This is a genomic window from Paracoccus sp. SCN 68-21, from assembly GCF_001724535.1.
GTDB lineage: Bacteria > Pseudomonadota > Alphaproteobacteria > Rhodobacterales > Rhodobacteraceae > Paracoccus > Paracoccus hibiscisoli.
Genome location: NZ_MEES01000027.1, coordinates 1 through 17,427, shown reverse-complemented (window position 1 = coordinate 17,427; position 17,427 = coordinate 1). Strand labels below are relative to the sequence as shown.

Genomic DNA, 17,427 nt, shown 5'->3' with positions numbered 1-17,427 from the left:
AAGGGACAAACATGGCACAGAAATCGAACCTTCATGTGATGGTGGTGGACGACATGACCATCAGCCGCTCGCTGATCGAGCAGGCGCTGGACTGGGCGGGCCTGGTCAATGTCCAGTACGAGGCGAACGGAGAGACCGCGTTTCGCAGGCTTGCCGCGGCACCGGTGCATCTGGTCATCTCGGATTACAACATGCCGGGCATGGACGGGCTGATGCTGCTGGAGGCGCTGCGCCAGAACCCCAGCACGCAGCGCATCGGCTTCATCCTGATCACCGGCACCGCGACGCGCGAGATGATCGAACGCGGCCAGCGGGCGGGCATGAACAACTTCATCGCCAAGCCCTTCACCAAGGAGGCACTGCTGAAGTGCATCGAATCGGTCACGGGCAAGCTGCAATGAGCGCTTTGCGGCAGCATACCGAACCGGAGGTCCAGGGCTCGCTGCGCGAGGCGCTGGACCGCGCCTCGGTCGAGGCCAGGCGGATCGCCGTGGCCCTTGCGCAGATCGACGAGGCGCTTGGCGCGATGCTGGAGGTCACGGACGGCTCCGCGCAATCGCTGCAGGTGGCCGACCTGCTGCGACAGGAGGTCGAGGGGCTGTCGGTGTTTCTGGCCCTGGTGGCCCAGCAGACCCCGCCCGACCAGCCGTTCGACCCATCGGGGGCCGGCTCGGCGCTGGACCTTCGGGCGCAATCGCTGCGGCTGACGGGGGAGACCCGCGTGCCCGACCACGACCCGCAGGACGATCTGTGGGGCCATGCCGACGGATGACCCGGCCTGCCCGATCACCCGCCCTTTATCGGGCGGGGGCGGGCGTTACCTGGCGATGGACGGCCCCGGTGCCCGCAGGCGGCAGTCCGGACGGGAGCGGGCGATTTCGCCCTCGGCCCCCCTTTTCATCCGCGGCCATATCCCTATGCTTGGCCGCGTGCAGGAAAGGTGACGTCATGGCGCGATCAGGTCTGGATTACGGCGGGATGATGCATCGCGCGATGCAGGGGCTGATCGCAGAGGTTCTGCGTCAGATCGCCCGCGAGGGCCTGCCCGGCGACCACCACTTTTTCATCACCTTTGACACCCGCGACGACGGGGTCGAGATGGCCGCCTGGCTGCGCGACCGCTATCCCGAGGAGATGACCATCGTCATCCAGCACTGGTTCGACAACCTGACGATCCAGCCCGACCATTTCACCATCACGCTGAATTTCGGCAATCAGCCCGAGCCGCTGAAGATCCCCTTCGATGCGCTGCGCACCTTCGTGGACCCCTCGGTCGAGTTCGGTCTCCGCTTCGAGACGCAGGATGGCGACGAGGATGGCGATGAGGACGAGGAGGCCGATGCGGAATATCAGCTGGACGCCGAGGATGACGGCGACGACAAGCCGCCCTCGGGCGGGGCTGATGTCGTGCGTCTGGACCGCTGGCGGAAATAGGCGGTGGACCTGCTGCGCGGGCTGTGCGCCTTTCCGATCACCCCGGCCACCCCTGACGGCACGGTGATCGAGACCGACCTGCGCCGCATCGTCGCCCGCATCGCCCGCGCCCGGGTCGATTCCATCGGGGTCCTGGGCAGCACCGGCAACTATGCCTATCTGTCGCTGGAGCAGCGCCGCCGCGCCACCCGCATCGCCCTGGAAGCGGCGGGTGGGCGCGTTCCCGTCATCGTGGGCGTCGGCGCGCTGCGCAGCGACGATGCCGCAGCCCTGGCCCGCGACGCGCGCGAGGCCGGAGCCCAGGGCCTGCTGCTGGCCCCGGTCGCCTATCAGCCGCTGACCCCGGATGAGATCGTCGCCCATTTCCGCCACGTGGCTGAGGCGGGCCAGCTGCCGCTGGTCATCTACAACAACCCGACCACCACCCATGTGACGTTGGACCATGCCCTGCTGGCGCGGCTGGCGGCGCTGCCGCATGTGGCCGGGGTCAAGATGCCCCTGCCCGCATCGGGCGACATCGCGACCGAGATCGCGGCCCTGCGCCCCCTGCTGCCGCCAGGCTTCGTAATCGGCTATAGCGGGGATTGGGGCTGCGCCCGGGCGCTGCTGGATCACGCCGATGCCTGGTTCAGCGTCGCCGCGGGCCTGTGGCCCGATGCCACGCTGACCCTGTCCTGCGCGGCCGGCGCGGGTGACGCCACGGGCACACGCCTGGCGGAGGAGCGGTTCCAGCCGCTCTGGGCGCTGTTTCGCCGTTACGGCAGCCTGCGGGTCATCCATGCGGCCGCGCGCCTGATGGACCTGACCGAGGCGGTTCCGCAGCGTCCCCTCCTGCCGCTGCCCGATGCCGACCATGCCGCCCTGCGCGCGGCGATCCGGGCCATCGACGCCTGATGTTAGCGACGGCATACCGTCGCATACGAATTGCGCCCGCGCGCCCTTCCCGCTAAACCCGGCACGAAACCGTGAGGGAGCGACCCGATGACCAAGACCCGCACCGAAACCGACAGCTTCGGCCCGCTGGAGGTTGACGCCTCCAAATACTGGGGCGCGCAGACGCAGCGTTCGATCATCAACTTCCCGATTGGCTGGGAGCGTCAGCCGGTCCCGATCATCCGCGCCCTGGGCGCGATCAAGCTGGCCGCCGCGCGGGTGAACCGCGCCAATGGCGACCTGCCCGCCGATCTGGCCGAGGCGATGGAACAGGCCGCGACCGAGGTGTTCCAGGGCCGCTTTGACGACAACTTTCCGCTGGTCGTCTGGCAGACAGGGTCGGGCACGCAGTCAAACATGAACGCCAATGAGGTGATCAGCAACCGCGCGATCGAGATCATGGGCGGCGAGATGGGCTCGAAAAAGCCCGTCCATCCGAACGATCACTGCAATATGGGTCAGTCGTCGAACGACACCTTCCCGACCGCGATGCATGTCGCCATCGGCATGCTGGCGCGCGACACGTTGCTGCCCGGTCTGGAGAAACTGGCCGCCGCGCTGGAGGCCAAATCAGCCGAGTTCAAGGACATCATCAAGATCGGCCGCACCCACACCCAGGATGCGACGCCCCTGACGCTTGGCCAGGAATTCGGCGGCTATGCCCATCAGGTTCGCAAGGGGATCGAACGGGTCCGCGCATGCCTGCCCGACATCTACGAGTTGGCGCAGGGCGGCACCGCCGTGGGCACCGGCCTGAACACCAAGGTGGGCTGGGACACGGCGATTGCAGCGGAAATAGCCACGATCACCGACCTGCCCTTTGTCACCGCCCCCAACAAGTTCGAGGCACTGGCCGCCCATGACGCGATGGTCATGTTCTCGGGCGCGCTGAAAACGGTGGCGGGATCGCTGTTCAAGATCGCCAATGACATGCGCCTGCTGGGTTCGGGCCCGCGTTCCGGTCTGGGCGAGCTGATCCTGCCCGAGAACGAGCCGGGCTCGTCCATCATGCCCGGCAAGGTGAACCCCACCCAGGCCGAGGCGCTGACCATGGTCTGCGCGCATGTGATGGGCAATGACGCCGCCGTGGGCTTTGCCGGATCGCAGGGCCATTTCGAGCTGAACGTCTACAACCCGATGATGTCCTACAACGTGCTGCAGTCGATGCAGCTGCTGGGCGATGCGGCCAGCAGCTTTACCGACAACATGGTCGTGGGCACTCAGGCCAACGTCAAGCGCATCGACCAGCTGATGCGCGAATCGCTGATGCTGGTGACGGCGCTGGCGCCGACCATCGGCTATGACAACGCCACCAAGGTCGCCAAGACCGCGCATAAGAACGGCACCACGCTCCGCGAGGAGGCCATCGCACTCGGCTTTGTCGATGGCGACACCTTCGACCGCGTCGTGCGCCCCGAGGACATGATCAGCCCCAAGGGCTGATCCTCTTGACCCGAACCCGGGGGGCGCGCCACAGTGGCGCGCCCTCAGTCGTTTCACGGACCGCCATGACCCGCATCATCAACCTGCGCCAGGCCCGCAAGTCGCGCGCCCGCGACGCGCGCCGCGCGCAGGGCGACACCAATGCCGCGATCCATGGCGAGGCCAAGCCCCTGCGCGATGCCCGCCAGGCCGAACAGGACCGCGCCGCCCGCGTTCTCGACGCCCACCGCCCGGACCCGCCCCAACAGGACCTGCCCGACGAATGATCGATCTGCCGCCCATGACACCCCCGCTCAAGCGGTCGGTGACCATCGACGGGCATCGCACCTCGGTCTCGCTGGAGGATGCGTTCTGGAAGGCGCTGGCAACCCAGGCCGCCGCCCGCGACCTGACCCGTGCGGCGCTGATCGGGCGCATCGACCACGCCCGCCCACCCGAGATCGGCCTGGCCACCGCCCTGCGCCTCTTCGTGCTGGCCCATGCGGGCCCAGGGGCATGACATCCGGCCGCGCCTATCCGGTTTATCAGACCATCCCGACCCGCTGGCGGGACAATGACCAATACGGCCATATCTACAACGCCACCTATCTGGAGCTGTTCGACGAGGCGATGACCCTGACCCTGGCGGGACAGGGTTTTCTGGGGCGAGACGCGCCGCTGCTGGTGGTCGTCGAGAACGGCTGCCGCTATCTGGCCGAACTGTTATGGCCCGTGACGCTGCGGATCGGGGTGGCGGTCACGCATCTGGGGCGCAGCTCGGCGCGGTTCGACATGGGCATGTTCGACGGCGCGGCCCCCAGCCCCGCGGCGCTGGCGCATTTCGTGACCGTCACGCTGGACCGCGATACGCGCCGCCCGGTCCCGATCCCGGACGGACAGCGCGCCTTTCTGGAGACGCTGCGCTAGCGCAGATCGGGCAGGACGTGAACCGCGAACCGCTCTCTCAGGGTCAGCTTGCTGATCTTGCCGGTCGCGGTCAGCGGCATGTCATCCACAAACACGATGTCGTCGGGCAGCTGCCAGCTGGCCAGATGCGGGCGCAGGACGGCGCAGACATCCTCCAGCGTCGGGCGGGTATCGCCGCGCGGCTTGACCACTAGCAGCGGGCGCTCATCCCATTTCGGATGGGGCAGCGCGATCACCGCGCATTGGGCGACATCGGGATGGGTCAGCGCCAGGTTCTCGACGTCGATCGAGCTGATCCACTCGCCGCCCGATTTGATCAGGTCCTTGGCCCGGTCGCGCAGCGTCAGGACGCCCTCGGCGCTGATCGAGGCGATGTCGCCGGTGCCGAACCATCCCTCCGCATCCACGGCGCGCGCGGTCGCGTCGGCATTGTCGTGATAGCCCGCGGCGACCGTGTTGCCGCGCACGAACAGCTCTCCCATCGCCTGGCCGTCATGGGGCTGGCGCTGCCCGGCGTCGTCCACGATCTTCATCTCGACCCCGAAGACGCGCCGCCCCTGCGCCTGCTTCAGCGCCATGCGCTGATCAAAGGGCAGCGCGCGCTGCACCGGCGTCAGCGACCCCTGGCTGCCCAGAGGTGACGTCTCGGTCATGCCCCAGGCGTGGTTCACGTCGATGCCCATCCCCTCGAAGGCCTCGGTCAGGCTGCGCGGCATGGCGCTGCCGCCGACGACGATATGGCGCAGGGCGCGGGGCTTGGCGCCGCGGGTCTTGATCTCGGCCATCAGGCCCTGCCAGATGGTGGGCACGCCCCAGGCGCTGTCCACGGCCTCGGCCTCGCACAGATCCCACAGGCTGGCGCCGTCCAGCGCGGGGCCGGGCATGATCAGGCTGGCCCCGATCAGCGGCGCGGTGAAGGGCAGGCCCCAGGCATTGACGTGAAACAGCGGCACGACGGGCAGGATGCGCGGCTGCGGCCCCAGATCGGGGCCCAGCACCGCCGCCGTCGCCAGCGCATGCAGCATGTTCGAGCGGTGCGAATACAACACCCCCTTGGGGTCGCCCGTCGTCCCCGAGGTATAGCACAGCCCCGATGCGGTGGTTTCCGGGAAATCGGGCCAGGTCCGGTCCGTGGCCCGCCCCGCCAGCAGATCCTCATAGCACAGCGCGTCCAGCGCCGTGTCGGGCATATGCGCCGCATCGGTCATCACGACATAGCGCATCGGTGGCAGGCGGTCGCGCAGCGCCTCCAGCAGCGGCACGAAGGTCAGGTCGACGAACAGCATCCGGTCGCCCGCGTGATGCGCGATGAACACCATCTGTTCCGCAGACAGGCGCGGGTTTATCGTATGGCAGACCGCGCCGATGGCCGGAACCGCGTGATAGATCTCCAGGTGCCGGTGGCCGTTCCACGCCAGCGTGGCCACACGGTCGCCCGGGGCCACGCCCATCTCCTCCAGCGCCAGGGATAGCTGCACGGCGCGGGCGCGGGTCGCGGCCCAGCCCTGACGGTGCAGATCGCCCTCGACCCGGCGGGACACGATCTCGGCCGCGGGGAACCCTTCGGCCGCAAAATCCAGAAGCCCGCTTTGCAGCAGCGGGCGGTGCATCATCAGGCCGTCCATGACGTCTCCTCCTTCGTCGGGGGCCATGATGGCGGGATTGCGGGGCGTTTCAACCCGTCAGCATCGCGGCTGCCGCAGGGTCAGCGCGCCGTCACATGGGTCGAGGTCAGATCCAGCAGGATCGCGTTCCCCGCATCGGTGACCTGCGTGCGCACGGTCGAGACCCGCCGCCCCCGCCGCAACCACGACGCGCGCGCGGTCAGCACGCCCTCCTGCCGGTTCGCCAGCAGTTGCGCGTTAAGCGTCACGGCGACGGGAAAGCTGTCCATCCCCTCTTCGGGCTGCTCTCCGCCAAGGACCAGGTTGGTGGCCACGACATCCGCGAACCAGATCAGCGCGCCCGCATGGACGGTGCCAAAGGGGTTGCGCACGTCATCGGTCACGGTCATCTCTCCGACCGCCTCGCGGGCATTCACGCCGGTGATCTCGAATTCGATCGTTCCGGCAAAGCTGTGGTTCGACATGGCCGAATCCTTTCGTCAGTAACATGCGGGCGCAACCGGCACCGCCGCGCGAGGCCCGCACTCCCGGAGCCCGCAGATCATGATCACGCGCCGCCTCAACGCGGCAGACGCGCGATCAGCGAAGACGTATCCCATCGTCCGCCACCCATCAGCTGCACGTCCTTGTAGAACTGGTCGACCAGGGCCGTCACCGGCAGCACCGCGCCCAGCTGATCGGCGGCCTGCAGGCAAATCGCCAGATCCTTGCGCATCCAGTCGACCGCAAATCCGTGTTCGAACTCTCCCCGATCCATCGTCGCATGGCGGTTCACCATCTGCCAACTGCCAGCGGCCCCCTGGCTGATCACCTCGACGACATCGGTCACATCCAGTCCCGCCTTGCGTGCAAAGGCCAGCGATTCCGCCAGCCCCTGGACCAACCCGGCAATGGCGATCTGGTTGCACATCTTGGTCATCTGACCGGCGCCGACCTCGCCCATCCGCCGGCAGATCTTGGCATAGGCGTCGATCACCGGCGCGGCGCGGTCGAAATCCGCCTGCGTGCCGCCGCACATCACCGACAGCTGGCCGTTCTCGGCCCCCGCCTGCCCGCCGGACACGGGCGCATCGACATAGCCCAGGCCAGATTGGGCCGCGACCTGCGCCAGTTCGCGCGTGACTTGCGCCGAAACGGTCGTGTGATCGACCAGCACCGCGCCCCGCGCCATGCCGGCAAAGGCGCCGTCGGGGCCCAGGCAGACCTGGCGCAGATCGTCGTCATTGCCCACGCAGCACAGGACCAGGTCGGCCCCCTCCGCCGCCTGGCGCGGGGTGGGCGCATGGGCACCGCCGTGACGCGCGACCCAGGCCTCGGCCTTGGCGCCGCTGCGGTTATAGACCGTCACCTGATGGCCCGCCGCCGCCAGATGGCCCGCCATCGGAAACCCCATCACGCCCAGACCCAGAAACGCCACCTTCGCCATTCAACTCTCCTCGGGATGTCCTGATCGCGCGTGGCGATGCGTTGAAATGCCTGCGCGCCTGTCCTATGCAGCCACACCACCACCCATGCGCGGCAGGGTCAACCCGTGCCGCGCGCACCCCCAAGGACCGGCCCCCAGAATGCTGACATTGTTTCGCTGGCTCTTGCGGCTGACCATCGGCCTGATCGTGCTTCTGGTGCTGTCGGCAGTGCTGGTCTGGTATTTCGCCGTACGCTCGCTGCCCGATTACGGGGCCAGCCACCGCGTCCAGGGCATCACCGCCCCGGTCGAGATCGTCCGCTCGACCGAGAACGTGCCCCATATCTTTGGCCAGACCGACCCCGACGTGTTCTTTGCCCTGGGCCTGGCCCATGCGCAGGACCGGCTGTTCCAGATGACCGTGCTGCGCCGCGCGGCCCAGGGCCGGTTGGCAGAAATCCACGGCCCCCGCGCGCTGCCGGTCGACGATCTGGCGCGCAGGCTGGGTCTGCACCGTGCGGCCCAGGCCTCGCTGGAGGTGCAGGACGCGCCCACCCGCGCCGCGCTGCAGGCCTATGCGGATGGCGTGAACCAATGGATCGGCATCGTCAATGCCGGCGCGATGGGCCGCGGCGCGCCCGAATTCTTTCTGTTTCCCGATGTCATCACCTTCTGGCAGCCCGCCGATTCGCTGGCCATCCTGAAACTGCTGGCCGCCGCCAGCACCGATGCCGCCACCGAAGAGATCCTGCGCGCCCGCCTGGCCCTGGCCTGGCCCCAGGACGGCATGCGCATCCTGGACCGCGCCGACGTGCCCGACGACCTGCCCGATTACGCCACGCTGTTCCCCGGCGCGCGGCTTGGCACGCCCGACCGGCGGCGCGACCTGCAGGCTGGGCACGACCCCTTGGGGTTCCTGCGGCCCGGGCAGGCGCTTGGCGGCAATGCCTTCGGGGCGGAACCGCAGCGGACGGCGGCGGGGGCCTCGCTGCTGGCCAACGACCTGCATGTGGGGCTGACGGTGCCCTCGCTGTTCTATCTGGCGCGGCTGGAGCTGGCCTCGGGCGGGGTGATCGGCGCGACGGTGCCGGGGATGCCGCTGGTCCTGTCGGGGCGCAACCCGTCGCTGTCCTGGGCGCTGACGCCGCTGGACCTGGACGTGGCCGACATCGCCATCGAAGAGGTCCAGCCCGGCAATCCCGACCGCTATCGCGGCCCGCAGGGCTGGACCGCCTTCCAGACCCGGACCGAGGTGATCCGCGTGCTGGACGCGCCCTCGCAGACCATCACCCTGCGCGACACCCAGAACGGCCCCGTGGTGCCGGGCCTGGACCCCGGCCTGCGCGACGTCGTGCCCATCGGCCATGTGCCCGCCCTGCGCTGGACGGGCCTGTCGCGCCAGGACGGAACCATGTCGGCGCTGATGGGGCTGATGCGCGCGCACGACAGCGCACAGGCGACCCGCGCGCTGAGGGGCGTGGTCGCGCCCGCGCTGGCTGTGACCCTGGCCGATGCCGAGGCGGTGACGCGTCTGTCCGCCGGGGCCGCCCCGCAGCGCGCGCCCGACCATCCGACGGCGGGCGCCCTGCCCGCGCCCGGCTGGCTGCCGCAGACCGCCTGGACCGGGGCCACCGCCCTTGCGGGCGAGGCGCAGCGCCCCGATGCGGGCCTGGCCCTGGCGACCGAGGATGCCAGCGACGGGCTGCGCCGCGACCGCCTGTCCTACCTGCTGGGCGACCGAGAGGTGCATTCGCGCGACAGCTTCATCGCGGCGCAGCTGGACATCGTCAGCCCGGCGGCGCGGGCGCTGCTGCCGCTGGTGGGGGCGAATCTGTGGTTCACGGGCGACCCCGCCGCCCCCGGCACCCCCGAACGCCAGCGCCAGGACGCGCTGACCCTGCTGGCGGAATGGGACGGCGCCATGAACGAGCATCTGCCCGAACCGCTGATCTACACCGCCTGGATGGACGCGCTACAGGACCGTCTTGTCCGCGACGAGCTGGGGCCGATGGCCGATGACCTGCTGCGCCTGCAGCCCCGCTTCATCGACACCGTGTTCCGCAACCGCGGCGGCGCCTCGGCCTGGTGCGACATCGTCCAATCCGCCGCGACCGAGGATTGCGCGACCATCGCCCGCCAGTCGCTGGACCGCGCCATTCTGGACCTGTCGGCGCGCTATGGATCGGACGTGGCCAGCTGGCGGTGGGGCGATGCGCATCAGGCCAAGCACCGCCACCCCGGTCTGGGCGCGCTGCCCGCCCTGGGCTGGATCATGAACATCACCCAGTCCATCTCGGGAGAGGAGTTCACCGTGGCGCGCAGCGGCATGACGGGCAGCGGGCCGCAGCCCTTCCAGGCCGCGACCGGCGCGGGTTTCCGCAGCGTGATCGACTTGGCCGATCCCGACAGCTCGGTCTTCATCACCTCGACCGGGCAGTCGGGGCACCCGCTGTCGCGCCATTACGACGATCTGGCGGGCCTGTGGCGGCGCGGCGAATATGTCGGCATGTCACTGGACCCCGATCTGGCGCGGGCCGCCGCCACCGGCATCACCACCCTGACCCCGGTCGATTGACGCAAAACGGGGGGCACAAAGGCCCCCCGTATCGTCGCGCTGTCGTGCCGATCAGAAGTGGATGGCGCGCCCATAGGCGTCCAGAACCGCCTCGTGCATCATCTCGGACAGGGTCGGGTGCGGGAAGACCGTCTCCATCAGGTCCTGCTCGGTCGTCTCCAGCTGACGGCCGATGACATAGCCCTGGATGAGCTCGGTCACTTCGGCACCGACCATGTGGGCGCCCAGCAGCTCTCCGGTCTTGGCGTCGAAGATGGTCTTGACCATGCCCTCGGGCTCGCCCAGGGCGATGGCCTTGCCGTTTCCCATGAAGGGGAAGCGCCCGACCTTGATGTCCAGCCCCTGCTCCTTGGCCTTGGCCTCGGTCAGGCCGACGGATGCGATCTGAGGGTGGCAATAGGTGCAACCCGCGATGGATCCCGGCTTGATCGGATGGGGGTGCTTGCCCGCGATCAGCTCGGCCACCATGACGCCCTCGTGGCTGGCCTTGTGCGCCAGCCAAGGCGCGCCGGCCAGATCGCCGATGGCATAGACGCCCTCGACCCCGGTGCGGCAATATTCGTCGGTAATGACATGGGTGCGGTCGACGGTGATCCCCGCCTCCTCCAGGCCCAGCCCTTCGGTGTTGCCGACGATGCCCACGGCCGAGATGACGGTATCGAACTCATGCGTCTCGGTCTTGCCGCCAACCTCGATATGGGCGGTGACGGTGTCGCCCTTGCGGTCCAGCTTTTTCACCGCGGTCTTTTCCATGATCGTCATGCCCTGCTTGACGAACTGCTTCTTGGCGAAGGCGCTGATCTCGGCATCCTCGACGGGCAGGACGCGGTCCATGACCTCGACCACGGTCGTCTTGGCACCAAGCGTGTTGAAGAAGCTGGCGAATTCGATGCCGATGGCGCCCGACCCGATGACCAGCAGTTTCTTGGGCATATGCGGCGGCACCAGCGCATGCTTGTAGTTCCAGACCAGCTTGCCGTCCGGCTCCAGCCCCGGCAGCTCGCGCGCCCGCGCGCCCGTGGCCAGCACGATGGATTTCGCGGTGACCTCCTCCGAGCCCTTTTCCGTCTTGACGGTGACGCGGCCCGGCCCTTCCAACTTGGCCTCGCCCATGATGACGGTGACCTTGTTCTTCTTGAACAGATGCCCGATGCCGCCCGACAGCTGCTTGGCCACCCCGCGTGACCGCTTCACCACCGCGTCCAGGTCATAGCCGATGCCGTCGGCCTTCAGGCCGAAATCCTTGGCGCGGTGCATCAGGTGATAGACCTCGGCAGAGCGCAGCATCGCCTTGGTCGGGATGCAGCCCCAGTTCAGGCAGATGCCGCCCAGATGCTCACGCTCGATGCAGGCCACCTTGAGGCCCAGCTGCGCTGCCCGGATCGCGGCGACATAACCACCCGGGCCTGCGCCGATCACCACCACGTCGAAATTCTGGGCCATCCGGTCCCCCGCTGATGAATTATAGTTCAGCGTTAAACCATTTGCCCCAACGCGGCAAGCGGGCGGTCAGGACGCCGTCTGCTGCTGGGGGTCGTCGGATTGCGCCTCCTCCAGCACCGCGTCGACGGCCAGGGGCGTGGCGTTGGGGGTGATGACGGCAAAGCTGCCCTGTTCGTCGGGGGTCAGCGCGCGGCGCTGCGTGGTGCGCCATCCGGCATAGGCCGTCAGCAGCGCCAGCAGCACGCCCATATAGACCCAATAGCCGTCCGGCCCCATCACGCCCATCATCCAGCCGGTGATGATCGGCCCGCCCATGCTGCCGATGCCATAGATGAACAGCAGGCCCGCCGAGGCCGAGGCCATGTCCGACTGATCCAGATAGTCGTTCGTATAGGCCAGAAGCAGCGCATAGACCGGGTTGGCCACGCCCCCCATGATCGCCCCCGCGATAACCAGCCCCACCGTGCCCGGCTGCGCCGCCACCACGACCAGCCCGCACAGCCCCCCGATGGCCGACATGCCCAGCACCAGCTTGCGCCGGTCATAGCGGTCCGAGATCCAGCCGATCGGATATTGCAGCACCAGGCCGCCCGCATAGATCGCGGCCACGAACAGGCTGATCTGCGCCACCGACAGCCCGATCTGCGCACCCCAGACCGACGACATGCCCGACAGGACCGCGAACACCCCCCCGATCAGGAAGATGCCCACGCAGCCCAGGGGGGACGCCCGGTACAGTCGGCGGAACGACATCCGCTTGATGGTCTGGAACTGCGGCGCGGGTTGGGCCGACAGCAGGATAGGCGTGAAGGCCAGCGACACCAGCACCGAGGGGATGATGAACAGCAGATACCCTGCCGGATCGCTGACGTTCAGCAACGCCTGCGCCACCACGATGCCCAAGAGCTGCACGATCATATAGAGCGACAGGGTCTGGCCCCGGTTCTCGTTGGTCGAGCCGGCGTTCAGCCAGCTTTCGGCGGTGACATAGACGCCGCAGAAACAGAACCCGATCAGAAACCGCAGCAACGTCCAGCTGATCCAGTGCGGCTCGACCGCGAAGAGGACCAGCACCGCCGAAATCAGCGACCCCAGGGCGGCAAAGACCCGCACATGGCCCACGTTCTTGATCAGGTCCGGCACCGTCAGGCTGCCCAACAGGAACCCGCCGTAATAGCTGGTGATGACGACCGACATCTGGAAGGTCGGGATGCCCTCGATGCCGCCGCGGATGCCCAGCAGCGTGCCCTGCATGCCGTTGCCCACCATCAGCAGCAGGATGCCAAGCAGCAGGGGCCAGGTGGTGCGCAACACCGAAATCATCGCGGGTCTCGTCTCGTTCAGGGGCATCGGGGCAGAGCGCCCGACCTATGCCCGACGGCCCCCCGATGCCAGCCGGAATGCGACCTCAGGGGATCAGCAGCGACGCGTCGCCATAGCTGAAGAAACGATACCCGTCTCGGACCGCATGTCCATAGATTTCCCGGATCTTTTCCGCCCCCATCAGCGCCGAGACCAGCATCAGCAGCGTCGATTTCGGCAGGTGGAAATTGGTCATCAGCCCGTCCGTGACGCGGAAGTGATGACCGGGATAGATGAAGATGTCGGTCGTGCCGCGGAACGGCGCGATGTGCCCCCGCTCGGGGGCTGCCGATTCGATCAGCCGCAGGGCGGTGGTGCCAACGGGGATGACCCGCCGGCCCTCGGCCTTGGCGCGGTTGACGGCGGCGGCGGCCTCGGGCGTGACCTCGCCCCATTCGGCATGCATGCGGTGGGTGGTCACGTCATCGACCTTGACCGGCAGGAACGTCCCCGCCCCCACATGCAGGGTGACATGCACGAATTCGACCCCGCGCGCGGCCAACGCCTCCAGCAGGGGGGCGTCGAAATGCAGACTGGCGGTGGGGGCGGCCACGGCCCCCTGATGCGCTGCCCAGACCGTCTGGTAATCGTCGCGATCCTGGTCGTCCGGTGCCCGCAGCGCCGCGATATAGGGCGGCAGCGGCATCGCGCCGACCTGTTGCAGCGCGGCATCGAACGCCTCCCCGGTCGCGTCAAAGATCAGCCGCAGGCCGGTCGCGGACATCTCGGCCACCTCGGCCGACAGGGCGTCGCCAAAGCGGATCACCTCGCCCACGCGCAGCTTGCGCAGCGGTTTGGCCAGCGCCTGCCAGCCCTCGGCGGCGGGCTCCAGCAGGGTGATCTCGATGCGCGCGACGGCCTCGCCCTGCGGCGTCTGACGCGCGCGGGTGCCGGTCAGGCGCGCGGGGATCACCTTGGTGTCGTTCAGCACCAGCAGATCGCCGGGCCGCAGGATCTGCGGTAGGTCGCCCACATGGCGGTCGGCGATGGTGCCGCCCTCGGCCAGCAGCAGGCGCGCCGCGCTGCGCGGGCGTGCGGGACGGGTGGCGATCAGCCCCTCGGGCAGGTCAAAATCGAAATCGGTCAGCTTCATGGCCGGGCTTGTGCGGTGCGCGCGCGTTTCCGTCAAGGCGTCGTGAAGACCAAGCAAAAGCATCGGACTTTACAAGCCTGACGGAATCGGTAAATTTCCGCCCGACAGGAGGCCCGCCATGATCGTCTGCCATTGCACCCAGATCTCGGATCACGACATCCGCGCCGCCATCGACTGGATGCGCACGGCGGACCCCCAGACCATCATCACGCCCGGCAAGATCTATCACGCGCTTGGCAAGCGGGCCGATTGCGGCGGTTGCATGCCACTCTTTCTGGACACCATGCGCGGCTGCGATAGGGTGGGTGTCGCCCCGCCGATCCTGCGGACCCGACCCATTCACGAAAAGGAAGCCAGCCATGAAGGGCGACGCCAAAGTCATCGAATATCTGAACGCCGCACTGCGGTCTGAACTGACGGCGGTCAGCCAGTACTGGCTGCATTACCGCCTGCAGGAGGACTGGGGTTTCGGCCGCATCGCCGCCAAGTCGCGCGAGGAATCCATCGAGGAGATGAACCACGCCGACAAGCTGATCCAGCGGATCATCTTTCTGGAAGGCCATCCGAATCTGCAGAAGCTGGACCCGCTGCGCATCGGCCAGACCCTGCGCGAAACGCTGGACAGCGACCTGGCCGCCGAACATGACGCCCGCACCCTCTATATCGAGGCGCGCGATCACTGCGACAGCGTCGGCGACTATGTCAGCAAGGTCCTGTTCGAGGAGCTGATCGCCGATGAGGAGGGCCATATCGACTTCCTCGAGACGCAGATCCACCTGTTCGATACCATCGGCGCGCAGAATTACGGCCATCTGAACGCCAAGCCCGCGAACGAGGCAGAATAAGGCCCGCGCGGTCCACAAACGGGATAGGGGGGCCGCCCCCTATCCCAGCCAATCCCGCGCGATGCCCGGCAACTCGTCGAAATGCGCCAGCAGGACCTCTGGCGCCAAGCGCGACAACGCCTCGCCCTCCGGGCCAAAGGCAACCAGCGCGACCTTGACCCCTGCCGCGGCGGCGGTCTTGCGGTCCGTCTCGGTATCTCCCACCAGGAACGACTGTCCGACCTGGCCGCCCGCCGCCTCGACCGCGGCGCGATAGGGCCGCGGGTCGGGCTTGCGCACCGGCAGCGTGTCGGCGCCGATCATCGCGCCAAAGCGGTCGCGGATGCCCAGCTCGCGCAGCAGCGTCTCGGCCAGGGCCTCGGGCTTGTTGGTGCAGACGGCCAGCAGATGCCCGTCCGACGCCAGCCGGTCCAACGCCGCCTCGACCCCCGGATACAGCCGCGTATGCACCGCGATCGCCTCCCCGTAATGGCCCAGCAGGCGGTCGAAATCCTCATCCTCGGCGCCCGGCGGCAGCAGCCGGTCGCCCGGCATCCGCCCGTATCCCGCCCGCAGCATCGCCCGTCCGCCATGAAACGCGATCAGCGCATCCGCGACCGGGTCCAGCAGGTCGCCCAGACCCCGCGCCCGGAAACAGGCGTTCGCCGCCGCCACCAGATCGCCCGACGTATCCGCCAGCGTCCCGTCCAGATCGAAGACCACCGTTCCAGCCATGCGCCATCCCCTTCGGACATATTCGGAAAACAAAGGTGACCGCACCGGACCTTTCCAGCGCGCCCTGCCCCGATTAGAACGCACTTGATGAAAAGCAAACAGACGATGGGGCGGGACATGAGCGAAAACGCGGTGGCGGTGGTGATTCTGGCGGCAGGTCAGGGCAGCCGAATGCAGTCCGACCTGCCCAAGGTGCTGCACCGGTTGGGCGGCGTGCCGCTGGTGGGGCACGCCCTGCGCGCCGCCCGCAGCCTTGAGCCGGAACAGATCGTCGTGGTCACCGGCCATGGCACGCAGGCCGTCACCGCAGCCGTAGCCCGGCTGGACCCGGACGCCGCCTGCGTCCTGCAGGCCGAACAGCTGGGCACCGGCCACGCCGTCCGCCAGGCCCTGCCCGCGCTGGAGGGGTTCGAGGGCCGCGTGATCGTCCTTTACGGCGACACCCCCTTCATCGCCGAGGACCCCGCCGATCTGGTCGTGCTGGGCTTTGAGGCCGAGGACCCGGGCCGCTATGGCCGACTGGTCGTCACCGATCGCGGGCTGGAGCGGATCGTCGAATGGAAGGACGCCGATACGGCCACCCGCGACATCGCGCTGTGCAATTCCGGCGTCATGGCGCTGTCGGCCGATCTGCTGCGCCGCCTGATCGCGGGGCTGTCCAACCAGAACGCATCGGGCGAATACTATCTGACCGACCTGGTGGCCCTGGCCCGCGCCGAAGGCCGCCGCGCCGATGTCGTCATCTGCCCCGAGGCCGAGACCCTGGGCATCAACACCCGCGTTGAGCTGGCCGCAGCCGAGGCCGCGTTCCAGGCCCGCGCCCGCGCGCGCCTGATGGATGACGGCGTGACCCTGACCGACCCGGGCAGCGTCTTTCTGGCGCTGGACACGGTCATCGGACGCGATGCGGTGATCGGGCCGAACGTGGTCTTTGGCCCTGGCGTGACGGTGGAATCGGGGGCCGAGATCCTGCCCTTCTGCCACTTGGAGGGGTGCCATGTCAGCGAGGGCGCGACCGTCGGCCCCTTTGCCCGCCTGCGCCCCGGCGCCGAACTGGGCGCGGACGTGCATGTCGGCAACTTCGTCGAGATCAAGAATGCCGTCCTGGACGAGGGCGTCAAGGTCGGCCACCTGACCTATCTGGGCGACGCCCATGTGGGCGAGCACACGAATATCGGCGCGGGCACCATCACCTGCAACTATGACGGCGTGTCCAAGCACCGCACCACCATCGGCGCGCGCGCCTTCATCGGCAGCGACACGATGCTGGTGGCGCCCGTCCGCGTGGGGGCCGATGCGATGACCGGGTCGGGATCGGTCATCACCGAAGACATCCCCGACGGCGCCCTGGCCATCGGCCGCGCCCGGCAGGCGACCAAGCCCGGCCTGGCCCTGCGCCTGATGGCCGCCCTGCGTCTGAAGAAGGAGGCCCGCTGATGTGCGGCATTATCGGGATTTTGGGTCGTCACGAGGTTTCGCCTCAGCTGGTCGATGCGCTGCGGCGGTTGGAGTATCGGGGCTATGACAGCGCCGGGGTGGCGACGGTGGATGCCACTGGACAGCTGGAGCGCAGGCGCGCGGTGGGCAAGCTGGTCAACCTCAGCGACCTCTTGGTCCACCAGCCGCTGACCGGGCATGCGGGCATCGGG

At 68.3% G+C, this 17,427-nt stretch carries 19 protein-coding genes and 1 pseudogene; 13 read left to right on the top strand and 7 right to left on the bottom strand.

Annotated elements, in window-relative coordinates:
• The first annotated feature begins 11 nt into the window (after positions 1–11).
• The 8 genes from ABS73_RS09965 (at position 12) to ABS73_RS09930 (ending at position 4,716) form a co-directional block, all read left to right on the top strand.
• Complete coding sequence (locus ABS73_RS09965) at positions 12–401, top strand: response regulator (RefSeq protein ID WP_136857977.1); 390 nt, start codon at positions 12–14, stop codon at positions 399–401.
• Positions 398–772, top strand: a complete 375-nt coding sequence (locus tag ABS73_RS09960) for a DUF8776 family protein (RefSeq protein WP_277023703.1) — start codon at positions 398–400, stop codon at positions 770–772. The genes ABS73_RS09965 and ABS73_RS09960 overlap by 4 nt, the downstream gene beginning before the upstream one ends.
• Positions 773–948: 176 nt before the next feature.
• Positions 949–1,434 (top strand): SspB family protein, encoded by a 486-nt coding sequence (locus tag ABS73_RS09955; protein WP_277023705.1) that lies wholly within the window; start codon positions 949–951, stop codon positions 1,432–1,434.
• 3 nt (positions 1,435–1,437) lie between these two features.
• On the top strand, positions 1,438–2,328 hold the full coding sequence (locus ABS73_RS09950) for a dihydrodipicolinate synthase family protein (protein ID WP_277023707.1): 891 nt from the start codon (positions 1,438–1,440) through the stop codon (positions 2,326–2,328).
• 87 nt (positions 2,329–2,415) lie between these two features.
• Entirely contained in the window at positions 2,416–3,810 is a 1,395-nt protein-coding gene (gene fumC, locus ABS73_RS09945; protein WP_286693444.1) for a class II fumarate hydratase, read from the top strand.
• Positions 3,811–3,875: 65 nt separating this feature from the next.
• Positions 3,876–4,076 (top strand): DUF4169 family protein, encoded by a 201-nt coding sequence (locus ABS73_RS09940; protein ID WP_277023710.1) that lies wholly within the window; start codon positions 3,876–3,878, stop codon positions 4,074–4,076.
• A complete protein-coding gene (locus ABS73_RS09935; protein ID WP_277023712.1) occupies positions 4,073–4,309 on the top strand; it encodes a ribbon-helix-helix domain-containing protein in 237 nt (78 codons plus the stop codon). Before ABS73_RS09940 ends, ABS73_RS09935 begins: the two co-directional genes overlap by 4 nt.
• Entirely contained in the window at positions 4,306–4,716 is a 411-nt protein-coding gene (locus tag ABS73_RS09930; protein WP_277023714.1) for an acyl-CoA thioesterase, read from the top strand. The genes ABS73_RS09935 and ABS73_RS09930 overlap by 4 nt, the downstream gene beginning before the upstream one ends.
• Here ABS73_RS09930 and ABS73_RS09925 read toward each other — a convergent pair.
• The 3 genes from ABS73_RS09925 to ABS73_RS09915 all read right to left on the bottom strand — a co-directional run bounded on the left by ABS73_RS09925 (position 4,713) and on the right by ABS73_RS09915 (position 7,767).
• Positions 4,713–6,341 carry a long-chain fatty acid--CoA ligase gene (locus tag ABS73_RS09925; protein ID WP_277023726.1) on the bottom strand — a complete coding sequence of 543 codons (1,629 nt, stop codon included), beginning with the start codon at positions 6,339–6,341 and terminating at the stop codon, positions 4,713–4,715. The genes ABS73_RS09930 and ABS73_RS09925 overlap by 4 nt on opposite strands.
• An 80-nt stretch (positions 6,342–6,421) precedes the next feature.
• Complete coding sequence (locus tag ABS73_RS09920) at positions 6,422–6,805, bottom strand: PaaI family thioesterase (RefSeq protein ID WP_277023716.1); 384 nt, start codon at positions 6,803–6,805, stop codon at positions 6,422–6,424.
• A 95-nt stretch (positions 6,806–6,900) separates the two neighbouring features.
• Positions 6,901–7,767, bottom strand: a complete 867-nt coding sequence (locus ABS73_RS09915) for an NAD(P)-dependent oxidoreductase (protein WP_277023718.1) — start codon at positions 7,765–7,767, stop codon at positions 6,901–6,903.
• A 139-nt stretch (positions 7,768–7,906) separates the two neighbouring features.
• Here ABS73_RS09915 and ABS73_RS09910 point away from each other — a divergent pair, with 139 nt between their 5' ends.
• The gene (locus ABS73_RS09910) at positions 7,907–10,321 is read left to right on the top strand and encodes a penicillin acylase family protein (protein WP_277023719.1); all 2,415 of its coding nucleotides are present in this window, start codon (positions 7,907–7,909) and stop codon (positions 10,319–10,321) included.
• Between the two features lie 51 nt (positions 10,322–10,372).
• On the opposite strand, the gene lpdA is transcribed toward ABS73_RS09910, so the two are convergent.
• The 3 genes from lpdA to queA form a co-directional block, all read right to left on the bottom strand.
• Complete coding sequence (gene lpdA, locus ABS73_RS09905; protein ID WP_277023720.1) at positions 10,373–11,764, bottom strand: dihydrolipoyl dehydrogenase; 1,392 nt, start codon at positions 11,762–11,764, stop codon at positions 10,373–10,375.
• A 66-nt stretch (positions 11,765–11,830) separates the two neighbouring features.
• Entirely contained in the window at positions 11,831–13,087 is a 1,257-nt protein-coding gene (locus ABS73_RS09900; RefSeq protein ID WP_277023722.1) for an MFS transporter, read from the bottom strand.
• An 85-nt stretch (positions 13,088–13,172) separates the two neighbouring features.
• Positions 13,173–14,219 carry a tRNA preQ1(34) S-adenosylmethionine ribosyltransferase-isomerase QueA gene (gene queA, locus ABS73_RS09895; RefSeq protein WP_277023723.1) on the bottom strand — a complete coding sequence of 349 codons (1,047 nt, stop codon included), beginning with the start codon at positions 14,217–14,219 and terminating at the stop codon, positions 13,173–13,175.
• A gap of 118 nt (positions 14,220–14,337) precedes the next feature.
• Here queA and ABS73_RS09890 point away from each other — a divergent pair, with 118 nt between their 5' ends.
• A complete protein-coding gene (locus ABS73_RS09890) occupies positions 14,338–14,631 on the top strand; it encodes a (2Fe-2S)-binding protein (protein WP_136857963.1) in 294 nt (97 codons plus the stop codon).
• Positions 14,579–15,064 (top strand): bacterioferritin, encoded by a 486-nt coding sequence (gene bfr / locus ABS73_RS09885; protein WP_277023724.1) that lies wholly within the window; start codon positions 14,579–14,581, stop codon positions 15,062–15,064. The genes ABS73_RS09890 and bfr overlap by 53 nt, the downstream gene beginning before the upstream one ends.
• A 39-nt stretch (positions 15,065–15,103) precedes the next feature.
• Here bfr and ABS73_RS09880 read toward each other — a convergent pair whose 3' ends face one another.
• Positions 15,104–15,778: an HAD-IA family hydrolase gene (locus tag ABS73_RS09880; protein WP_277023725.1), complete on the bottom strand. Its 675-nt coding sequence runs from the start codon at positions 15,776–15,778 to the stop codon at positions 15,104–15,106.
• A gap of 117 nt (positions 15,779–15,895) precedes the next feature.
• Between ABS73_RS09880 and glmU the strand changes: the two genes are divergently transcribed.
• Both glmU and ABS73_RS09870 read left to right on the top strand, forming a co-directional pair.
• Complete coding sequence (glmU, locus tag ABS73_RS09875) at positions 15,896–17,215, top strand: bifunctional UDP-N-acetylglucosamine diphosphorylase/glucosamine-1-phosphate N-acetyltransferase GlmU (protein WP_286693443.1); 1,320 nt, start codon at positions 15,896–15,898, stop codon at positions 17,213–17,215.
• Positions 17,215–17,427: pseudogene (locus ABS73_RS09870) on the top strand (glutamine--fructose-6-phosphate transaminase (isomerizing)); the annotation flags it as partial. The gene glmU and the pseudogene ABS73_RS09870, both read left to right, overlap by 1 nt.